17 protein-coding genes are annotated in these 15,942 nt (G+C 63.1%); 15 read left to right on the forward strand and 2 right to left on the reverse strand.

Annotated elements, in window-relative coordinates; all coding sequences use genetic code 11:
• Positions 1-57 precede the first annotated feature (57 nt).
• The 14 genes from CGS25_RS02285 to CGS25_RS02350 all read left to right on the forward strand — a co-directional run bounded on the left by CGS25_RS02285 (position 58) and on the right by CGS25_RS02350 (position 12,811).
• Positions 58-954 (forward strand): helix-turn-helix domain-containing protein, encoded by an 897-nt coding sequence (locus CGS25_RS02285; protein WP_157933774.1) that lies wholly within the window; start codon positions 58-60, stop codon positions 952-954.
• Between the two features lie 68 nt (positions 955-1,022).
• A complete protein-coding gene (locus CGS25_RS02290) occupies positions 1,023-2,054 on the forward strand; it encodes a DUF72 domain-containing protein (RefSeq protein WP_232802207.1) in 1,032 nt (343 codons plus the stop codon).
• Between the two features lie 144 nt (positions 2,055-2,198).
• Positions 2,199-2,960, forward strand: a complete 762-nt coding sequence (gene bla, locus CGS25_RS02295) for a subclass B1 metallo-beta-lactamase (protein WP_101674446.1) — start codon at positions 2,199-2,201, stop codon at positions 2,958-2,960.
• 22 nt (positions 2,961-2,982) lie between these two features.
• Positions 2,983-3,387: a hypothetical protein gene (locus CGS25_RS02300; protein WP_101674447.1), complete on the forward strand. Its 405-nt coding sequence runs from the start codon at positions 2,983-2,985 to the stop codon at positions 3,385-3,387.
• Between the two features lie 111 nt (positions 3,388-3,498).
• A complete protein-coding gene (locus CGS25_RS02305) occupies positions 3,499-4,152 on the forward strand; it encodes an alpha/beta hydrolase (protein ID WP_101674448.1) in 654 nt (217 codons plus the stop codon).
• Positions 4,153-4,211: 59 nt separating this feature from the next.
• Positions 4,212-4,571 carry a hypothetical protein gene (locus CGS25_RS02310; RefSeq protein WP_089031410.1) on the forward strand — a complete coding sequence of 120 codons (360 nt, stop codon included), beginning with the start codon at positions 4,212-4,214 and terminating at the stop codon, positions 4,569-4,571.
• 42 nt (positions 4,572-4,613) lie between these two features.
• Positions 4,614-4,925 carry a DUF2695 domain-containing protein gene (locus CGS25_RS02315; RefSeq protein WP_089031411.1) on the forward strand — a complete coding sequence of 104 codons (312 nt, stop codon included), beginning with the start codon at positions 4,614-4,616 and terminating at the stop codon, positions 4,923-4,925.
• Positions 4,926-4,981: 56 nt separating this feature from the next.
• Positions 4,982-5,800 (forward strand): nucleotidyltransferase domain-containing protein, encoded by an 819-nt coding sequence (locus CGS25_RS02320; protein WP_101674449.1) that lies wholly within the window; start codon positions 4,982-4,984, stop codon positions 5,798-5,800.
• A complete protein-coding gene (locus CGS25_RS02325; RefSeq protein WP_198588669.1) occupies positions 5,800-6,411 on the forward strand; it encodes an immunity protein Imm33 domain-containing protein in 612 nt (203 codons plus the stop codon). Before CGS25_RS02320 ends, CGS25_RS02325 begins: the two co-directional genes overlap by 1 nt.
• A 183-nt stretch (positions 6,412-6,594) precedes the next feature.
• The gene (locus tag CGS25_RS02330; protein ID WP_101674451.1) at positions 6,595-7,902 is read left to right on the forward strand and encodes an Nramp family divalent metal transporter; all 1,308 of its coding nucleotides are present in this window, start codon (positions 6,595-6,597) and stop codon (positions 7,900-7,902) included.
• Positions 7,903-8,064: 162 nt separating this feature from the next.
• The gene (locus CGS25_RS02335) at positions 8,065-9,303 is read left to right on the forward strand and encodes a DUF1611 domain-containing protein (protein ID WP_101674452.1); all 1,239 of its coding nucleotides are present in this window, start codon (positions 8,065-8,067) and stop codon (positions 9,301-9,303) included.
• A complete protein-coding gene (locus CGS25_RS02340; RefSeq protein WP_101674453.1) occupies positions 9,300-10,409 on the forward strand; it encodes an alanine/ornithine racemase family PLP-dependent enzyme in 1,110 nt (369 codons plus the stop codon). The genes CGS25_RS02335 and CGS25_RS02340 overlap by 4 nt, the downstream gene beginning before the upstream one ends.
• 180 nt (positions 10,410-10,589) lie before the next feature.
• Positions 10,590-11,774: a zinc-binding dehydrogenase gene (locus CGS25_RS02345; protein ID WP_232802208.1), complete on the forward strand. Its 1,185-nt coding sequence runs from the start codon at positions 10,590-10,592 to the stop codon at positions 11,772-11,774.
• The gene (locus CGS25_RS02350; RefSeq protein WP_089031417.1) at positions 11,771-12,811 is read left to right on the forward strand and encodes a proline racemase family protein; all 1,041 of its coding nucleotides are present in this window, start codon (positions 11,771-11,773) and stop codon (positions 12,809-12,811) included. Before CGS25_RS02345 ends, CGS25_RS02350 begins: the two co-directional genes overlap by 4 nt.
• A gap of 9 nt (positions 12,812-12,820) precedes the next feature.
• Here the strand turns inward: CGS25_RS02350 and CGS25_RS02355 are convergent, their stop codons facing one another.
• Positions 12,821-14,149 carry an MFS transporter gene (locus CGS25_RS02355; RefSeq protein WP_089031418.1) on the reverse strand — a complete coding sequence of 443 codons (1,329 nt, stop codon included), beginning with the start codon at positions 14,147-14,149 and terminating at the stop codon, positions 12,821-12,823.
• A gap of 229 nt (positions 14,150-14,378) precedes the next feature.
• Here CGS25_RS02355 and CGS25_RS02360 point away from each other — a divergent pair, with 229 nt between their 5' ends.
• A complete protein-coding gene (locus CGS25_RS02360; RefSeq protein ID WP_101674454.1) occupies positions 14,379-15,005 on the forward strand; it encodes a TetR/AcrR family transcriptional regulator in 627 nt (208 codons plus the stop codon).
• 13 nt (positions 15,006-15,018) lie between these two features.
• Here CGS25_RS02360 and CGS25_RS02365 read toward each other — a convergent pair whose 3' ends face one another.
• A complete protein-coding gene (locus CGS25_RS02365) occupies positions 15,019-15,870 on the reverse strand; it encodes a PA4780 family RIO1-like protein kinase (RefSeq protein WP_089031420.1) in 852 nt (283 codons plus the stop codon).
• Positions 15,871-15,942: the final 72 nt, after the last annotated feature.

Below are 15,942 nucleotides of genomic sequence, written 5' to 3' on the forward strand. Positions count from 1 at the left end.
ACTATTTTTTATTCTGAGATGGTCTTTTTCAGAGTGTTATAAGGGAGGTGCGCTGTATTGAATGTTTTTGCCGCGCCACCGCAAAATCGTACAAGTGTGCCGCCACGCCTCGGCAGGAGATATCCCATGGCTTTAAAATACCGAGAACAACAAAGAGCGGGGTTTGGCTGTTTATCCCACGTCGCCAAAGACAACGTATACATCATCGGCTGTTCCGGCTTTGTGTATACCGCGCCCTCCATTGTCAGCCGGGACACCCGGCCGCCTTCGGCGGCGATCATTCTGGCGGCCGGGGAAGAACCTTTCACGCTGGTCGAAAAAGAACGGGAGCTGCGTGTCCACGCCGCCGTTATTCCGCCGTTCGTCGAGCGCAGCCTGTACGCCCGGGACGTGCCCCTGATTTGCTTCCATGTCACGCCCAGCTCGCCCCGATACGATGCGTTCAGGGGGCTGGCGCAGGGCCGTGTGTCACCGCTCGATCGCGCCTTGTTCAGCGAGCTCGACACGCCGTTGCAGCAGCTCTATCTGGGTCGCTTGCCGCCCGGTCAGGCTCCTGACGTTTATGATCAGGTGGTACGGATACCGTTCCAGCATCGGGTGTCACCTCCGGCGGACCCGAGAGTGGCGCGCATCCGTGAGCTTTTGGAAGCCGGCCCGAACCTGACGCTTACGCAATTGGCCAGAGAACTGGGCATGTCGTATTTCTGGGCGTCACGAATCATGACCGAGGTGTTCGGCATGTCGCTGCGCGACTACAAATCCTGGCGCAAGCTGCGGCGGGTCTTTCACCTTTTGCATTCCAATCGCAGCATTACCGAAATTGCGCACACGGCCGGTTTTACCGACTCCGCGCATTTGTCGCGCACCTACCAGCGCTGGTTTGGCCAGCCGCCGTCCTACAGCCGCAACCGCAACCATGTGCGCGTGCTTCGCTGCTGGCCCGAGGGCGGCTGAGCTTCGTTACCGTTTCAAACGCCGTGAACGCTTTGCATGCGGGCTCTGAACTTGAGAAAGTGGAGGCCATGGACGAGCCCCCAATGCAAGACAGCAGCCCCGAAACCGCCTCTCTCTTTTCCGACCCGGTCGAGCCCGGCTCGGAGGTTCGTGCGGCCCGGCCGGCGCCGACGCTGGCCGGCCTGGCGGCGGCCCTGCCCGAGCGATTGTGGTTGGGTACCTCGTCCTGGCATTACCCGGGCTGGGCCGGGCTGGTGTGGGACAAACTCTATTCCGAAGAGCAGCTTTCCCGGCGCGGGTTGGATGCCTACGCCCGGCATCCGCTGTTCCGGGCGGTGGGATTGGATCGCGGCTTTTATCGACCGCTCAGCGTGCAACAGTACGCCGAGTACGCGGCACAGGTGCCGCAGCATTTTCGTTTCGTGGTCAAAGCGCCGGCGCGGGTCACCGACGCCCAGGTGCGCGGTGCCGGCGGGCAGGGGCTGACGGTGAACCCGGACTTTCTCAATGCGGACATCGCGTGGCGGGATTTCGCCCAGCCGGCCAGCATCGGCCTGGCCAATAAACTGGGCGCTCTGGTGTTTCAGATCAGTCCGCTTCCCGGCCACTGGCTGGGCGAGACGGCGCGGCTCATCGAGCATTTGCACGCGCTGTTGCGCGGCATCGCCGACCGCACGACCGGTGCGGCGACGCTGGCGGTGGAGGTGCGCGATCCGCAATGGCTGACCCCGGCGTTCGTGGCGGCGTTGAAAGACACCGGCGCCACCTATTGCCTCGGGCTGCACGCCAAGATGCCGCCGATCAGTGAGCAACTGCCGGTGTTGCGCGCGCTTTGGCCGGGCCCGCTGGTGTGCCGCTGGAATCTCAACCTTAAACACGGCGCGTTTGGCTATGAACGGGCGCGGGACCAGTATTCGCCGTTCAATAGAATGGTCGACCCGGACCCGGACACCCGGGCCGGACTGGCCCGGGTGATCGCCGGCACGGTGGGCGCGGGGCAGCCCGCTTACGTGACCCTGAGCAACAAGGCGGAAGGCAGCTCGCCGTTGTCGGCGGTGGCACTCGCCGAAGCGGTCACCACTTTATTGCGCCAGCGATGACGCCCGCTCGATAGGAAGCGCCGCCGGCTGGCCTCGGCTTCCGTAAAGAGCCCGGTTTAATGATCCACTTCATAGTGCCGCGCCGATGTGGCGGGTAAGCTCAGTGGCTTGTTTTGTGTCTTCCCCATCGCGTGGATAAACCTGATGATTCGTAATCCGCTTGTGCCTTTTCTGCTGTTGCTTGGCCTCGTGTTCGCCGGTTGCCAGAGCCACCCTGCCGGCCATGCCCCGGCGGGCGATCCGGGCCTGCGGGTTGAACCGCTGGCGCCGGGGGTATGGATGCACACGTCCTACAACACCTTCGACGGCGTGCTGTATCCTTCCAATGGCCTGATTGTGCGCGAAGGCGACCATCTGGTGCTGTTGGATTCGGCCTGGGGCGCGCCCGCCACCGGGGAACTGCTGGCCTGGATCGATGAGCACATCGGTCTGCCCGTGCAGCGCGCGCTTTCCACCCATTTCCATGATGACCGCACCGGCGGCGCGGACGTGCTGAAGGCGGCGGGCGTGACCGTCTGGGCCCATCCGATGACCCGCCGGCTGAGTGCGCGGGAAGGCAATCCGGTACCGGAAAAGGCGCTGCCGGGCCTTGAGACCGTCGGCAGCGCGGTGGGCTGGGGCTCGCTGGAAATTCTCTACCCGGGCGGCGGCCATGCGCCAGACAATCTGATGGTGTGGCTGCCGGCACAGCGGATTCTCTATGGCGGCTGCGCGGTGCGTGAAATGACCACGGACAACCTGGGCAATACCGGCGACGCGGACCTGCAATCCTGGCCCCGTGCCATCGCCCTCGCGCAACAGCGCTACCCTGGCGTGGAACGGGTGATCCCCGGACACGGGGAGCCCGGTGGGCCCGAATTGTTAACCCATATGCATGAACTGTTCAAAGCGAACGGCGTGGAATAACCGCCGCTTTTCAGGAGAGGCAATGCTGACACCCCATTACGCCCAGGGGCGCGGGCAACCGCCGGTGTATCTGGCGGCGATCGAGCGTGCCGGGGACGACCGCGGCGCGCTGGTATTCGCCGTTGGCGAGGCCCGGGAGAGGGTGGCCTTCGGCAGCGATGCGGAACTGACCGGGCTGCTGCGCCAGGTGCTGGCGGCGCCGGTGGCCTTGTCGGCGGGCGGGCATGTGCCCGGCCCCGTCGATGAAGTGGCGATGCGCATCGACGCGGGCGAGCTGAGCGGCCCCTATGTGGAGATCGCCTGGTCCGCCCCGGGCCGCTGGATTCTGCGTCAACAAGTGAGCGGCGCCAGCCAGTGGCAGCAGAGCGCCGACCCGGCACAACTGGTGGCCCTGGATTTCCGGCCCGCGACGCTGAAGAGCCATTGACCAACGCCTGAGTGCCGGCGGCAACATGATCGCCAGCGGCCATGCGCCGGGCTCAGGGACACGCGCCCGTGTTAGCATGGGCGCTCCCCGAAGCCGGATTTTCTGCCCGCTATGCCCGCTGCCCACCGCGAAACTCTCGATCTGACCGGCCCTGCCGGAACCCTGAGCCTGACCCTGGATCACCCCGCCTCGACGCCCCGGGGCGTGGTGTTGGTGGGCCACCCGCAGCCAGTGCTTGGCGGCTCGCCGCGCCACCCGGTGCCGCACGCTCTGGCCCGGGCCCTGCGCGACGCCGGCTGGCTGGCGGTGCGGCCGGCGTTTCGTGGCGTGGACGGCTCGCAAGGCGAACACGACGAAGGCAACGGCGAAACCGAGGATGTGCTGGTGATGATTGAGGCGTTGCGTCAGACGCACCCCGATCTGCCGTTGGCGCTGGTGGGCTTTTCCTTTGGCGCCTATGTGTTCGCCCGCGCCGCCGCCCGGCTGCCGGCCGCCGGTCCGGCGCCCGCCCTGGTGCTGCTGGGCATGCCGGTGGGGCAGGTGCCGGACGGTCGTTTTTATCAACCGGTGGCGATCCCCGAGCAGGCGCTGCTGGTGCACGGCGAACACGACGAACGCGCGCCCCTGGCCGACCTGCTGGCGCACTTGCGCGAGGCCCGCCACCCGGTCACCGTGTTTCCGGGCACCGATCATTTCTTCAAGGGCTGCCTGGCTGCCGTGGCGGCCCGGGTGATCGCGCATTTGCACTCGGTCACGAACCGCTAAGTGGGTTCGGTGTGAACAGGCCCTAGCATGCGATCAGTCATGTCGGAAAAGGAGAACCGATGAGCGCTTTGTGGAGCCCGTGGTGCTGGTGGCGCGAGAGACAGCAACGCCGTGATCTGGCGCGTCGCCTGCGCGCCGCCCAAGAGGAGCAGGACGCCGGGTTGTTGCGCAACGGGCGGGTCGACGCCGAGCTGTTCGTGCAATTCAATGGTGCCTATGTGTACGGCAACGCCACGCCGATGAGCTGGCTGATCGGTCGGTTGCGTTGCTTGTATCAGCGCGTACGCAACGGTGGTGAGCTGGAACTGTACCGGCCGGATGATGAGCCGCTGCACTGCCGTGACGAAGCCACGTTAATGGCGTGGATCGAAGGCTATTTTCCCGAGATCACGGTGGCGCATCTCAATAGTTCGCCTTGATTCCGTGATGTTCGATCATCCTTGATGAATAAAGATTGATGCATGGACAAAGCCCGTAAAAAGTCACTCAAGCAGAAAGCGCGCAACCGGCAGCGCGCGGAACTGGAAGCGTCTTTGCCGTTGTCGGCGCAGACGCTGAAATCATTGTTCAGCGAGCTGGACGCCGACGGCGCCCCACCCTGTGACCACACTCTCACCCGTACCCGTGAATTTCTTCACCGCCACGGCCATGATGTCGCGGCCGTGGAGCCGTGGTTGAACCAGCACGGTGGTTTTTGCGACTGTGAAGTGCTGGCCAACGTCTACGACGAAGTGGGCGACCTGCTGGGCTGGCATCTGGATCGGGGAACCTGAGCGGTGGGCCATGGCCTGAGTGACCAGGAGTTCATCAACTGATGACGGAAACAGCAATGACCAGTGACCCAACCAGCAAGCGCATTGTTCAGCGTTTGCATGAAGTGGAACGAGAACACGGCGTGCGAGTGCTGTACGCAGTGGAGTCGGGCAGCCGTGCCTGGGGCTTTGCCTCGCCGGCCAGCGACTACGATGTACGCTTTATCTACAGCCACTCACGGGATTGGTACCTGAGCGTCGATGTGGAAGAACAGCGCGATGTGATTGAATACGAGCCCGCCGACGGTATTGACCTCAATGGTTGGGATCTGCGCAAGGCGCTGAAGCTGCTGGGGCACTCCAATCCGAGTGTGGTCGAATGGCTGCAATCGCCACGGGTTTACCTGGACAAGTGCCATTTCGGCGAACAGGCAAGAGCCCTGTGCGGCGAGGTTTACTCGGTGCAAAAAGGCATTCATCACTACTACAACATGGCGAAAAGCAATTACCAGGGGCATTTGAAGGCGCAGCTGGTACCGCTGAAAAAATATTTTCATGTGTTGCGTGCTCTGTTCGCGGTGCGCTGGTTACAGGCCCACGGTGAACCCGCGCCGGTCGAGTTCGAACGTCTGCGTGACCAGGTGCAAGATCAGACCGCGTTGAAACAGGCGATCGACAAACTGCTGGCCCGTCGCGGCAGTGGCCACGATAAAGAGTTCATGCCCGCTATTCCGGCGCTCAATGAGTTCATCGAGTCGGAGCTCTCCGCCCTGGCGGCGACGGCCGCCCCTTCGCCGGCCACCGATCCGGCGCAAGACGATCTGTCCGTGGTGAACAAGGTCTTTCGCCGTCTTCTGGAGAGCGAATCGTTGCCGACCCGGCCGGAGGGAGCGTGATGTCACCACGTTGGACCCTGGGCGATGCGCAAGCCCTGGCCACACAATATCCGTACACCTTTTACAAGCCTTCGCCGGTGGCGATCACCGCGCTCCGGCCAGGCAATCTTGCCAAGTTGATCTTCGAGTTCGAATCGGATGATCCCCAGGCGCCCGGTGCCGAACGCATGTGGGTGTTGATCACCGGAGTGAACGAACAGGGTTTCATCGGTACGCTTAACAATCAGCCACTTTATATCGACCATCTTCAGCCCCACGATCCGGTGTCGTTTCAGGCCCGCCATATCATGGGCGTGGACGTGCCGGACCCGGTGCCCGCCTTGCCCGATCGATACCTTGCGCGCTGTTTAGTGACCAACAAGGTGCTGCGCGAAGGCGAGCCGGTAGGCTACCTGTATCGCGAAGAGCCTGACCAGGACGACGACAGCGGCTGGAGTTTTCTGGCCGGCGATGAAACCGAGGACTACCTGGAAGACACCGCCAATGCCGCCTATGTGTCGCTGGGTGCGGTACTCACCGTGGACGACGGCTTTATCGATCTGCTCGACCGGGAGCCGGGATGTGCCTTTGTCAAAGACGAAAACGGGGGGTTCGTGGAAGTGGTGGACTAGGACCACCATCGGCCCGTCAGGCCCGCGATCCGGCCGAGTGCCGCTTCGCCATTGTGTGATGCCTATTGGTTGAACTCGACCCGGTGTCGCGTTAGAGCGGCGTGTCGTCTGTTAATGCCATGGACCGCGCCTGGCATGCTACGCTCCGCATGACCAGCCGTTTGCTCGCCAGGCCCATCGCCCATGTTTTCTTTACCCAGAACCGCCACCGCGCCGTTTTGTCCCTCGGAAGTGCAGGGCAGCATCCACATTGATGCCGGTGCGCCGTTCGCGGCGCGCTTAAAGCGCTTCGTCGGCCCAGGCTTGCTGGTGGCGATCGGTTACATGGACCCGGGCAATTGGGCTACGGACATCGAGGCCGGTGCCCATTTTGGTTACGCGCTGCTGTGGGTGGTGGCGGTGTCGAGCATCGCCGCCATGTTCCTGCAGTTGCTCACCGCCCGGCTCGGCCTGGTCACTGGCCAGGATCTGGCGCAGCTCAGTTACCAGCGCTACGGGCCGGTGGGGCGGGCGGTGCAGTGGTTCAGCGCGGAAGTGTCGATCATCGCCTGCGACGTGGCCGAGGTGCTGGGCTGCGCACTGGCGTTCAACCTGTTGCTGGGCGTGCCGCTGGTGTGGGGTATCCTGCTCACCGTGCTTGATACGCTTATTGTGCTGGGCCTGAAAGGCCGTGGTTTCCGGCAAATCGAGGCGATCGTGCTGGGCCTGATCGGCACCATCGTGTTCTGCTTCGTGGCTCAGCTGGCCATGGTGCCGCCGGATTGGGGACCGGTGCTGGCCGGTCTGGTGCCCGGTAACCCGGGCCACGACAGCCGCGACGCCATCGTGCTGGCGCTGGGCATCGTCGGTGCCACCATCATGCCGCACAACCTCTATCTGCATTCCTCCGTGGTGCAGACCCGTCGGGTAACGGGTGGCCGCGACACGGTCCGCGATACGCTGGCGATGGTGCGGGTGGACACCATCGGCTCATTGTTTCTCGCCATGTTGGTGAACGGCGCGATTCTGGTGCTGGCCGGCTCCGCGTTCCATGCCAGTGGCCTGACCGAGGTATCCAGCATCGACGACGCCTACCATCTGATTACGCCGATTGCCGGTGGGGCCGCCGCCGTGTTGTTCGGGGTCGCGTTGTTTGCCTCCGGGCAAAGCGCCACGCTCACGGGCACCATTGCCGGCCAGGTGATCATGGACGGCTTTCTCAAGCTGAAGATCCCCTGTTACCAGCGTCGCCTGATCACCCGCGGCCTGGCGCTGATTCCGGCGCTGGCCGGCGTGCTGATCCTGGGGGATGGCTCGGTGGGGACGCTACTGGTATGGAGCCAGGTGGTGCTGAGTGTGCAGTTGCCGTTCGCCATGTGGCCGCTGATCCGCTTCGCCAGCGAGCGTAGTGTCATGCAGAAGCACGTTTTGCCGGTGCCGATGCAGGCACTGGCTTGGGCGCTGTTCGCGCTGATCGGTGGTGCCAATTTGCTGCTGATCTTTGTTCTGTAAAGTCTCACCGGCTACCGTTTCCGCCCGGGCAAGCCGAATCCGTGCTATGCTGCCGTTCGATTCACCCCACCGCTTAGTGGGGACTTCTTGTTGTTCTCCGGTCGCGCCAGGCCGGCATAATCGCCATTGCCCCTCTAAGCCATGCGCCGCTTGAGGAGCATTATGACTACCGTTTCCACGCTTTCATTACGAGCCCGCCTTTATTCGGCGCAGGCACCTCCGAACACCACGCGCTCCGCTCCCGCTTTTGTCGCTTCCGCTCCACCTGACCCTCCGCTGCACACCGCCCACCTCCCCGCGCCCAGCGCCCGAAAACGCACCGCCACCGCGATTGTCTATTGCGAGGGGCAGTTCGGTGATATCGATGGCAAAACCGCCAACGGTCTGATTCGCCACTCGGAAAAATACGACGTCCTGTCGGTGATCGACAGCCGGCAGGCGGGTCTGGATACCGGCGTGGTGCTGGATGGCGTGCCCAATGGCATTCCCATTTACGCCGATCTCGCCATGGCGCTGAGCCAGGCCCCGGTGATGCCGGACTTTCTTATTTTCGGCATGGCGCCGGCCAGCGGCATGCTCTCCGATGATCAGCGAGCCGTGGTGCTGGCGGCCATGGGCGAGGGCATGAGCATCGTTAACGGGCTGCATGAATTCCTCAACGACGACGCCGAGTTCGCCACCGCCGCCATTGCTCACAACGTGGACATCGTTGATGTGCGCCGGCCCCGGCCCAAAAAGTATCTGCGCATGTTCAGTGGCCGCATTCACGAGGTGACCTGCCCGAGGATCGCGGTGCTGGGCACCGATTGCGCGATCGGTAAACGCACCACCGCCACGGTTCTGGCGGCGGCGCTGAACCGCATCGGGCTTAAGACGGTAATGGTGGGCACCGGTCAGACCGGGCTGAGTCAAGGCGCGCGTTACGGGGTGGCGCTGGATTCGGTGCCCTCTCAGTTTTGCGCCGGCGAGCTGGAAGCCACCATCGTTGACGCCTTCCATGCCGAGCAGCCGGACGTGATCATCATCGAGGGGCAGGGCGCGCTGAGCCACCCGGCGTTCTCCACCACCTCATTTATTCTGCGCGGCGCCTGCCCCCAGGCGGTGGTGCTGCAACACGCCCCGGCACGGAAGTTCCGTTGCGATTTCGAAGCCATGGCAATGCCTGACCCGGCCGACGAAATCAATTTGATCGAGACGTTTTCGGACACTCGGGTGATCGGCCTGACACTCAACCATGAGCACATGGACAACACCCAGGTGAGCGCCGCGATCACCGCTTTCGGCGAGCGTCTCGCCATTCCCGTCACCGATGCCCTGGCCCGGCCCGAGCAGGAGCTGGTGAAAATGGTGTTGGCCGCGTTTCCCGAACTTCAGGCCGGGCGGAAAGGGGGAGTGCAATGAGCGCGCCAAGGCTGGAAATCGACCTGGACAAGATCACCCATAACGCCCGTGTACTGGTGGAGGATCTCGGTGCCCGTGGCATCGTGGTGACCGGTGTCACCAAGGCCGCTCTGGGCGCGGTTGAAGTCGCCAAGGCAATGTTGCGCGCCGGCGTCAGCGGCCTGGGCGATTCGCGCATTGAAAACATCGAAGCGATGCGTCTGCAACGCATCAGCGCGCCGATCATGCTGATCCGCTCGCCGATGCTCAGCCAGGCCGAGCGGGTGGTGAAATGCGCGGACATCAGCTTCAACACTGAACTGGCGGTGGTACGCCGGCTGTCGTCGGCGGCGCAAAACGCTGAACGCACCCATGGCATCGTACTGATGGTCGAGCTGGGTGACTTGCGCGAAGGGATTTTGCCCGCTGATCTGATCAACGCCGCCCGAGAGGTGGTGCGCCTGCCGCATCTGGCTCTCACCGGGATCGGCGTCAATCTGGCCTGCCACAGTGGCGTGGCGCCGGATCAGCACAACATGATGGCGCTGTCGGCGCTCGCCGACGAAGTGGAGGCCGCTCTCGACGTCAAGCTGGAGCTGGTCTCCGGTGGCAACTCGGCGAACCTGAATTGGGCGCTGGGCAATGGCCGCGTCGGACGCATCAATCACCTGCGTCTCGGTGAAGCCATTCTTCTTGGCCGCGAGCCCTTGCACCGCGAACCCGTCGACGGCCTTCACACCGACGCCATTTCCCTGGTGGCGGAAGTGATTGAGTCCAAGACCAAGCCTTCGCTGCCGTGGGGCACCTTGGCGGAGACCGCCTTCGGCGGTGACGTCACCTCCACCGACACTGGCGCCATGGCGCGCGCGATCCTGGCGGTGGGTGAACAGGACATCGCTCCGGATGGATTGGAGCCGCCGGAAGGGCTGACCATTCTTGGCGCCAGCGGTGATCATCTGCTGATCGATTGCGGGCAGCGGCGTTTACAGGTGGGCGCGGAAGTGCGCTTCGCGGTGAACTACAGCGCTCTGGTACGCGCCATGACTTCACCGTTCGTGGAAAAAGCCATGGCGCGGGGAAGCGCCCTCCGGCGTGGCGCCGCCCGGGCGCACGCCGGCTCGGTCTGAGTCCGGTTGAAACGCGGTCGGGCCCGCTCGCCGGCCGGGGCCCTGGCGGCCCCCTTTAAATCCGGAATCGGGCCGTCATCTTTCGAATAGACGCTTTTTTTCCGGCGTTGAATTCGAACCGTGGGACCATGGCCTCGTCAGCACGTCGTCCAGAGGTTCCCCAACGCGAGGAGGCTTGCCATGGCAGCCGATATGCAGGCGAACTCGATCCCCGACACCATGTGCGCCATGTTGCTCACCGGCCACGGCGACGTGGACCAGTTGGTGTACCGGAATGATGTGCCGGTGCCTGAGCCCGGGCCCGGCGAGGTGCTGGTGCGGGTGACCGCCACTGCCAAGAACAACACCGACCGCAAGGCACGCGAGGGTTTGTATCCGACTAAGGATAATGTCGAGGTTACCTCGTTTCAGATTGGCGGCGAGGCGACCCTGACATTCCCACGCATCCAGGGCGCCGACATCGCCGGCCGGGTGGCGGCGGTGGGCGAAGGCGTCGATCCCGGACGCGTCGGTGAACGGGGCTTGCTGGACTTCAATCTCTATCCGGATCAACGCCGCGATTTGAACCTGACACCGGATTATTACGGCCACGGCGCCGATGGCGGTTTCGCGGAATACGTGGCGGTGCCGTCGGATCAGTTTTATCACGTCGACAACCCGGAGCTGGCGGACGCGGAGTTGGCGGCGATGGGCATGTGTTCCTACCAGACCGCGTTTCACATGCTCACCAGCGCTGAAGTCAAAGCCGGTGAAACCGTGCTGGTCAGCGGTGCCAGTGGCGGTGTGGGCACGGCGCTGATTCAGTTGTGCCGGATCATCGGGGCGATTCCCTACGCATTGAGTACGCCGGATAAAGCCACCGCGTTGCGGGAGCTGGGCGCGGAGGCGGTGTTGGACCGCTCGCAAATGGAGGGCTTCGCGGAGCGCGTCGCCGCGCTCACCAACGGCAAGCCGTTGGACGCGGTGATGGATCTGGTCGGTGGCGAAATGACGGACCGTTTTATCGACGCGATGACTTTTGAGATGAAGCGCCGAAGCGGTTACCCGAGACTGAGCATCGCCGGTGCCAGTGCCGGTAATCTCAGCGAAATACTGTGGACGCGCATTTATCTGTACCAAGTGCGCATTCATGGCGTTTCTCATGGCACCCGCGACGAGGCGGCTCAGTTGATCGAATGGATCCGCGCCGGCCGTCTTAAACCGGTACTGCACGGTGCCTTCAAGCTGTCGGAACTGCACCAGGCGGAGCGTTACTTCGTGAATCGCGGCGGCGGATTTCTCGGCAAAATCGTGATGGTTCCGGATCGGCAGTGGCAAACCCACGGTGCCCGTTTCGCCGTTGACGCCCGGGAGCAAACGCCATGAGTGAGACGCTGAAGATCAAGCTGATGGATACCCACGCCGGCGGCGATGTCAGCCGTATCGTGTTCGCGGGCATCGACCGGCTGCCCGGTGACACCGTGCGCCAACAAATGGAGTATCTGCGTGACGACGCGGACGGCTTACGGCGGCTGCTGTTGAATGAGCCGTATGGCATTCCGGAAATGTCCGTGGACCTGATCGTTCCCGCCTGCGACCCCGAGGCGGAAGTGGGGTACATCATCATGGAAGTGATGGGCTACCCGATTTACTCCGGCTCCAACACCCTGTGCACCGCCACCGCGGTGCTGGAAAGCGGCCTGGTGGAGAAACGGGAAGGGCTGCGGAGTTTTAAGATGGAGTCGCCGGCGGGGCTGGTGAACATTGAGGCCCGGGTGCGCGATGGCGTGGTGGAATCGGTCACCTGCGGTGGCCTGCCCAGTTACATCGACAGCTATCGTCACCGCATCCACGTGCCCAACCTCGGCGATGTGACCTACAGCGTGGCCTACAGCGGCGGCTTCTACGCACTGGTGGACGCGGCCGCGCTGGGCTTTGATCTGACTCTGGACGAAGAGCGCGATCTGGCCCGTTGCGCCGAGGCCATTGTCGCCGCCTTGCAGGCGGAGCGGGGCTTTTCCCACTACACCCTGGGCGATGTCGGGCCGTTGCCGTTCCTGCATTTCATGGGCCCGGTGGAACAGGTCAGCGATCACTTCTATCGGTCGCGCTCCGCCACCTATGTGCACCCCGGGGTGATCTGTCGCAGCACCACCGGCACAGGCACCTCGGCGCGGCTGGCGCTGATGCACCACGAAGGCATGATTTCACCCGGCGACCGCCTGGAAACCGTGTCTTTGCGCGGCTCCGGTTTTATCGGCGAGTTCATTGAGGTGAACAACGTGGACGGCCACCAGGTGGTGGACAACACCATTACCGGCAAAAGCTATGTGCTCGCCCACTCCGAAACGGTGGTCAACTGTGACGATCCGATGGTGGATTGCGCCGGGCTACACCACATTCTCACCGACAGCCATGAGTAACGCCGCCGGTTAGCCGTCGTGGCCGGCCATGCGGCGAGCGTATTCCGGCAGGGTCCCTGGTTTCGGAGGCCGCACGCCGATCAGGAACGCAATGCTGGCCACCACGTTGAGCGCCGCCATCAACATGAACGCATGGGCGTAACCGCTTTGCCCGGCGCCGGCCTGGATCAGAGAGCCGGAAACGGCCGGTGCGATCAGCCCGGCGGAGGTGGCCACCGCCAGCAGCACGCCGAGCATGGTGCCACGGTGCTCGGGCAGAATCATGTCGGAGACAATGGCGTTGCCGAGCGGATAGCCAGGGCTGCCCAGGGCGCTGGCGATGACCAGAAACACCACCGCCAGGCCGGTGCCCGGCACTGACACGAACAAGTACCAGCAGGTGGCCGAACACAGCCCCAGCAGGCCCATCATATAAACCCGCGATTTGCGACTGCTTTGTGTTTTTCGGAACAGTACGTCCGCCAGATAACAGAACAGCAAAGAGGCCAGGGCACCGGCCAGCCAGGGCAGAGCCTCGTAGGTTTGGGCTTGCGCGTGGGTCAGGTGGCGCACCTCTTCCAGGTACGGCGGCACCCACACAATCATCAGCGCCAGCCCCCAATAACTGGCGAACCCGGCCAAAGCGATCAGGATAAAATCCCGTGAAAAAATGGCGGGCATCAGATGACGCCAGGCAATGCTCTGTGTTGGCCGCTGTTCGGGGGTGCCCTCCGGCGAGGGCAGACCCAGGCTGGCCGGGCTCTCCTTGGAGAGTGCCGTCCAGGCCAGCACCCAGACAGTGCCGATAATACCGAGAAAGATGAACGCCGAGCGCCAGCCAAAATGATAGATGAAGTAGATCAGCACCGGTGCCGCCAGGGCCGGACCCAGGGCACCGCCAATCGTCACCAGGGAAAAGCCCAGGCCGCGCTGGGATTGGGGTAACCATTTCGCCACCGCGTGGATCGATAGATTGTAGGATGGCCCCTCGGCGGCGCCGAGCACCACCCGCGTGGCCACCAGCTGTGGCAGGCTGGCAATAAAGACGGTAACGAACTGGGTGGCGGCCCATACCGAGGCCATGCCAGCCAGCAGAGTCTTGGTGCGAAAGCGATCGGAAAGGCGGCCCACCACCAGACCGGAAATGGAGAAAAACCAGAAGAAAGCGCTTCCCACCAGGCCGAACTGCTCATGGTTGAGGCCCAGGTCTTTCATGATCGGTACCGCAGCAAAACCGATGATCGTCTTATCGGCGAAATTGATCACGCCGAGGAAGAACAAAAATGCGATCGCCGACCATTTGTAGAACGTCAGGCTTCTGCGTGCTGGCTGAATCGAATGCTCGCCTCGGAGTGCCATGGAATCTCCCGCCGATACAGAGGGCGCTTGGCGCCGCCTGGGGAAATATGTATTTGCACCTTTAGTGCAATATATAGGGCATGATTGTTGACCTGTCAATCATCGTCGCCAGTTCGCGGGCTGGACTTGTGATGCGCGGCTGCCTAGGCTGGTTGTCCTTGCCAATTTTTATGCTTAATAGTCCCCTTCCGGTGCGTGTGGTGATGCCGGTGCAAGAAGGTCGAAAGCGATGTCAAAGCCGGAAAAGAAGCCATCCCAGGGCGATGGCCGAGTGCTGAGAGCGGAACAAAATCGCCATAAAGTGGCGCAGGCGATGTTGGAATTATTGCGCGGCGGAGCGATTCAGCCGACCCGGGAGCAGGTCGCCAGGCAGGCTGCCTTGTCGTTGCGTACCGCTTACCATCATTTCGCCAATCTCGAAGCGCTCTATGAAGAAACATGCGAACTGCAATTTTCCACGATTCATGATCTGGTGATCTGGAGGCCCGCGCCGCAGGAACGGTTTCCGGCACGCTTGGTGGCGTTGATGGATGTCCGAGCGGAACTCTACGAACAGATTACGCCGGTACGTCGCAACGCCATGCTCTGGATTCACCGCTCGCCGGTGCTGGGCAAACGCATCGGGCAGTTGAATCAGGCATTGCGCAATCAGCTTGAGGCGGTGTTCGCGCCGCAGTGGGGAGATCTGGAAGGCATTGCCCACGAGCAAAGCCTGGATGCGGCGGAGGCAAGCGGCAGTTGGGAGGCCTGGGAATTCATGCGGGCCCGCAAGGGCTTTTCCCGAGAGCGGGCCTACCGAGCCATGTCGGCGGCCCTGGGCACCATCGCCCTCGGCGCGCTCCATTCTGAAAACTGAAAACTGAAAACTGTTACTCCTGCGAATCCCGCAGCCGTTCCAGCCGTTCCTGCTCCTCGTCGAACGCGGCTTTGATCTCCGCCAGCACATCCCCCACGTTGGCGGCGCGGGTGTCCTCTTCGACCTGGCCGGTCAGCGGGCTGTCCGGGTGCAAGTCGCCACTTTCGTAGAGCGCCCAGATCTCCCGGCCGTACTGGCTTTGCAACAGCTCCGGTGCGAACTGGCCGTAGTAGCGCCTCATGTTGTCCACATCGCGCAGGAAAAACGCCTCGGCCTGATTGTTGGCCGCCGCGTTCACCGCCTGAGGCAGGTCAATCACCACCGGGCCGTAATCGTCCACCAGTACGTTGAATTCAGAGAGGTCCCCGTGCACCAGGCCGGCGCACAGCATCAGCACCACGTAGTGCATCATCAGCGCATGATCCTCCAGGGCCTGCTCCTCGCTCATCACCACCTCGCTGAGGCGCGGCGCCACATCGCCGGCGTCGTCGGTGATCAGCTCCATCAGCAACACACCCTCAAGAAGATCGTAGGGCTTGGGCACGCGCACCCCGGCGGCGGACACCCGGCGCAGGGCATCCACTTCCGCGGTCTGCCAGATTTTCTCTTGCTGATCGCGGCCGAACTTGGAGCCTTTCTGCATCGCCCGGGTGCGCCGCCCGCTGCGCACCTTGCGGCCTTCCTGGTAATGCACGGCCTGTTTGAAGCCGCGTTTCGCGGCCTCCTTATAGACTTTCGCGCAGCGCACCGCCTCGCCGCAGCGCACCATATAGATGTCGGCTTCCTTGCCGCTCATAAGGCGGCCGATGACCTCGTCAATGAGACCATCCTCCACCAGCGGTTGTAAGCGTTTCGGGGTTTTCATGCCGCCCTTATACGCTATTTGCGCCGTCACCACATCCATGGCGCGGGGCGGGTTTATGCGTTGGGCGTTTAA

This window comes from Alloalcanivorax mobilis (assembly GCF_002864685.1).
Lineage (GTDB): Bacteria > Pseudomonadota > Gammaproteobacteria > Pseudomonadales > Alcanivoracaceae > Alloalcanivorax > Alloalcanivorax mobilis.

Bases quoted from the DNA above. Each gene is read 5' to 3' on its own strand.
- CGS25_RS02290 (WP_232802207.1), top strand. From the start codon at position 1,023: ATGGACGAGCCCCCAATGCAAGACAGCAGCCCCGAAACCGCCTCTCTC.
- bla (WP_101674446.1), top strand. From the start codon at position 2,199: ATGATTCGTAATCCGCTTGTGCCTTTTCTGCTGTTGCTTGGCCTCGTG.
- CGS25_RS02300 (WP_101674447.1), top strand. From the start codon at position 2,983: ATGCTGACACCCCATTACGCCCAGGGGCGCGGGCAACCGCCGGTGTAT.
- CGS25_RS02305 (WP_101674448.1), top strand. From the start codon at position 3,499: ATGCCCGCTGCCCACCGCGAAACTCTCGATCTGACCGGCCCTGCCGGA.
- CGS25_RS02310 (WP_089031410.1), top strand. From the start codon at position 4,212: ATGAGCGCTTTGTGGAGCCCGTGGTGCTGGTGGCGCGAGAGACAGCAA.
- CGS25_RS02315 (WP_089031411.1), top strand. From the start codon at position 4,614: ATGGACAAAGCCCGTAAAAAGTCACTCAAGCAGAAAGCGCGCAACCGG.
- CGS25_RS02320 (WP_101674449.1), top strand. From the start codon at position 4,982: ATGACCAGTGACCCAACCAGCAAGCGCATTGTTCAGCGTTTGCATGAA.
- CGS25_RS02325 (WP_198588669.1), top strand. From the start codon at position 5,800: ATGTCACCACGTTGGACCCTGGGCGATGCGCAAGCCCTGGCCACACAA.
- CGS25_RS02330 (WP_101674451.1), top strand. From the start codon at position 6,595: ATGTTTTCTTTACCCAGAACCGCCACCGCGCCGTTTTGTCCCTCGGAA.
- CGS25_RS02335 (WP_101674452.1), top strand. From the start codon at position 8,065: ATGACTACCGTTTCCACGCTTTCATTACGAGCCCGCCTTTATTCGGCG.
- CGS25_RS02340 (WP_101674453.1), top strand. From the start codon at position 9,300: ATGAGCGCGCCAAGGCTGGAAATCGACCTGGACAAGATCACCCATAAC.
- CGS25_RS02345 (WP_232802208.1), top strand. From the start codon at position 10,590: ATGGCAGCCGATATGCAGGCGAACTCGATCCCCGACACCATGTGCGCC.
- CGS25_RS02350 (WP_089031417.1), top strand. From the start codon at position 11,771: ATGAGTGAGACGCTGAAGATCAAGCTGATGGATACCCACGCCGGCGGC.
- CGS25_RS02355 (WP_089031418.1), bottom strand. From the start codon at position 14,149: ATGGCACTCCGAGGCGAGCATTCGATTCAGCCAGCACGCAGAAGCCTG.
- CGS25_RS02360 (WP_101674454.1), top strand. From the start codon at position 14,379: ATGTCAAAGCCGGAAAAGAAGCCATCCCAGGGCGATGGCCGAGTGCTG.
- CGS25_RS02365 (WP_089031420.1), bottom strand. From the start codon at position 15,870: ATGAAAACCCCGAAACGCTTACAACCGCTGGTGGAGGATGGTCTCATT.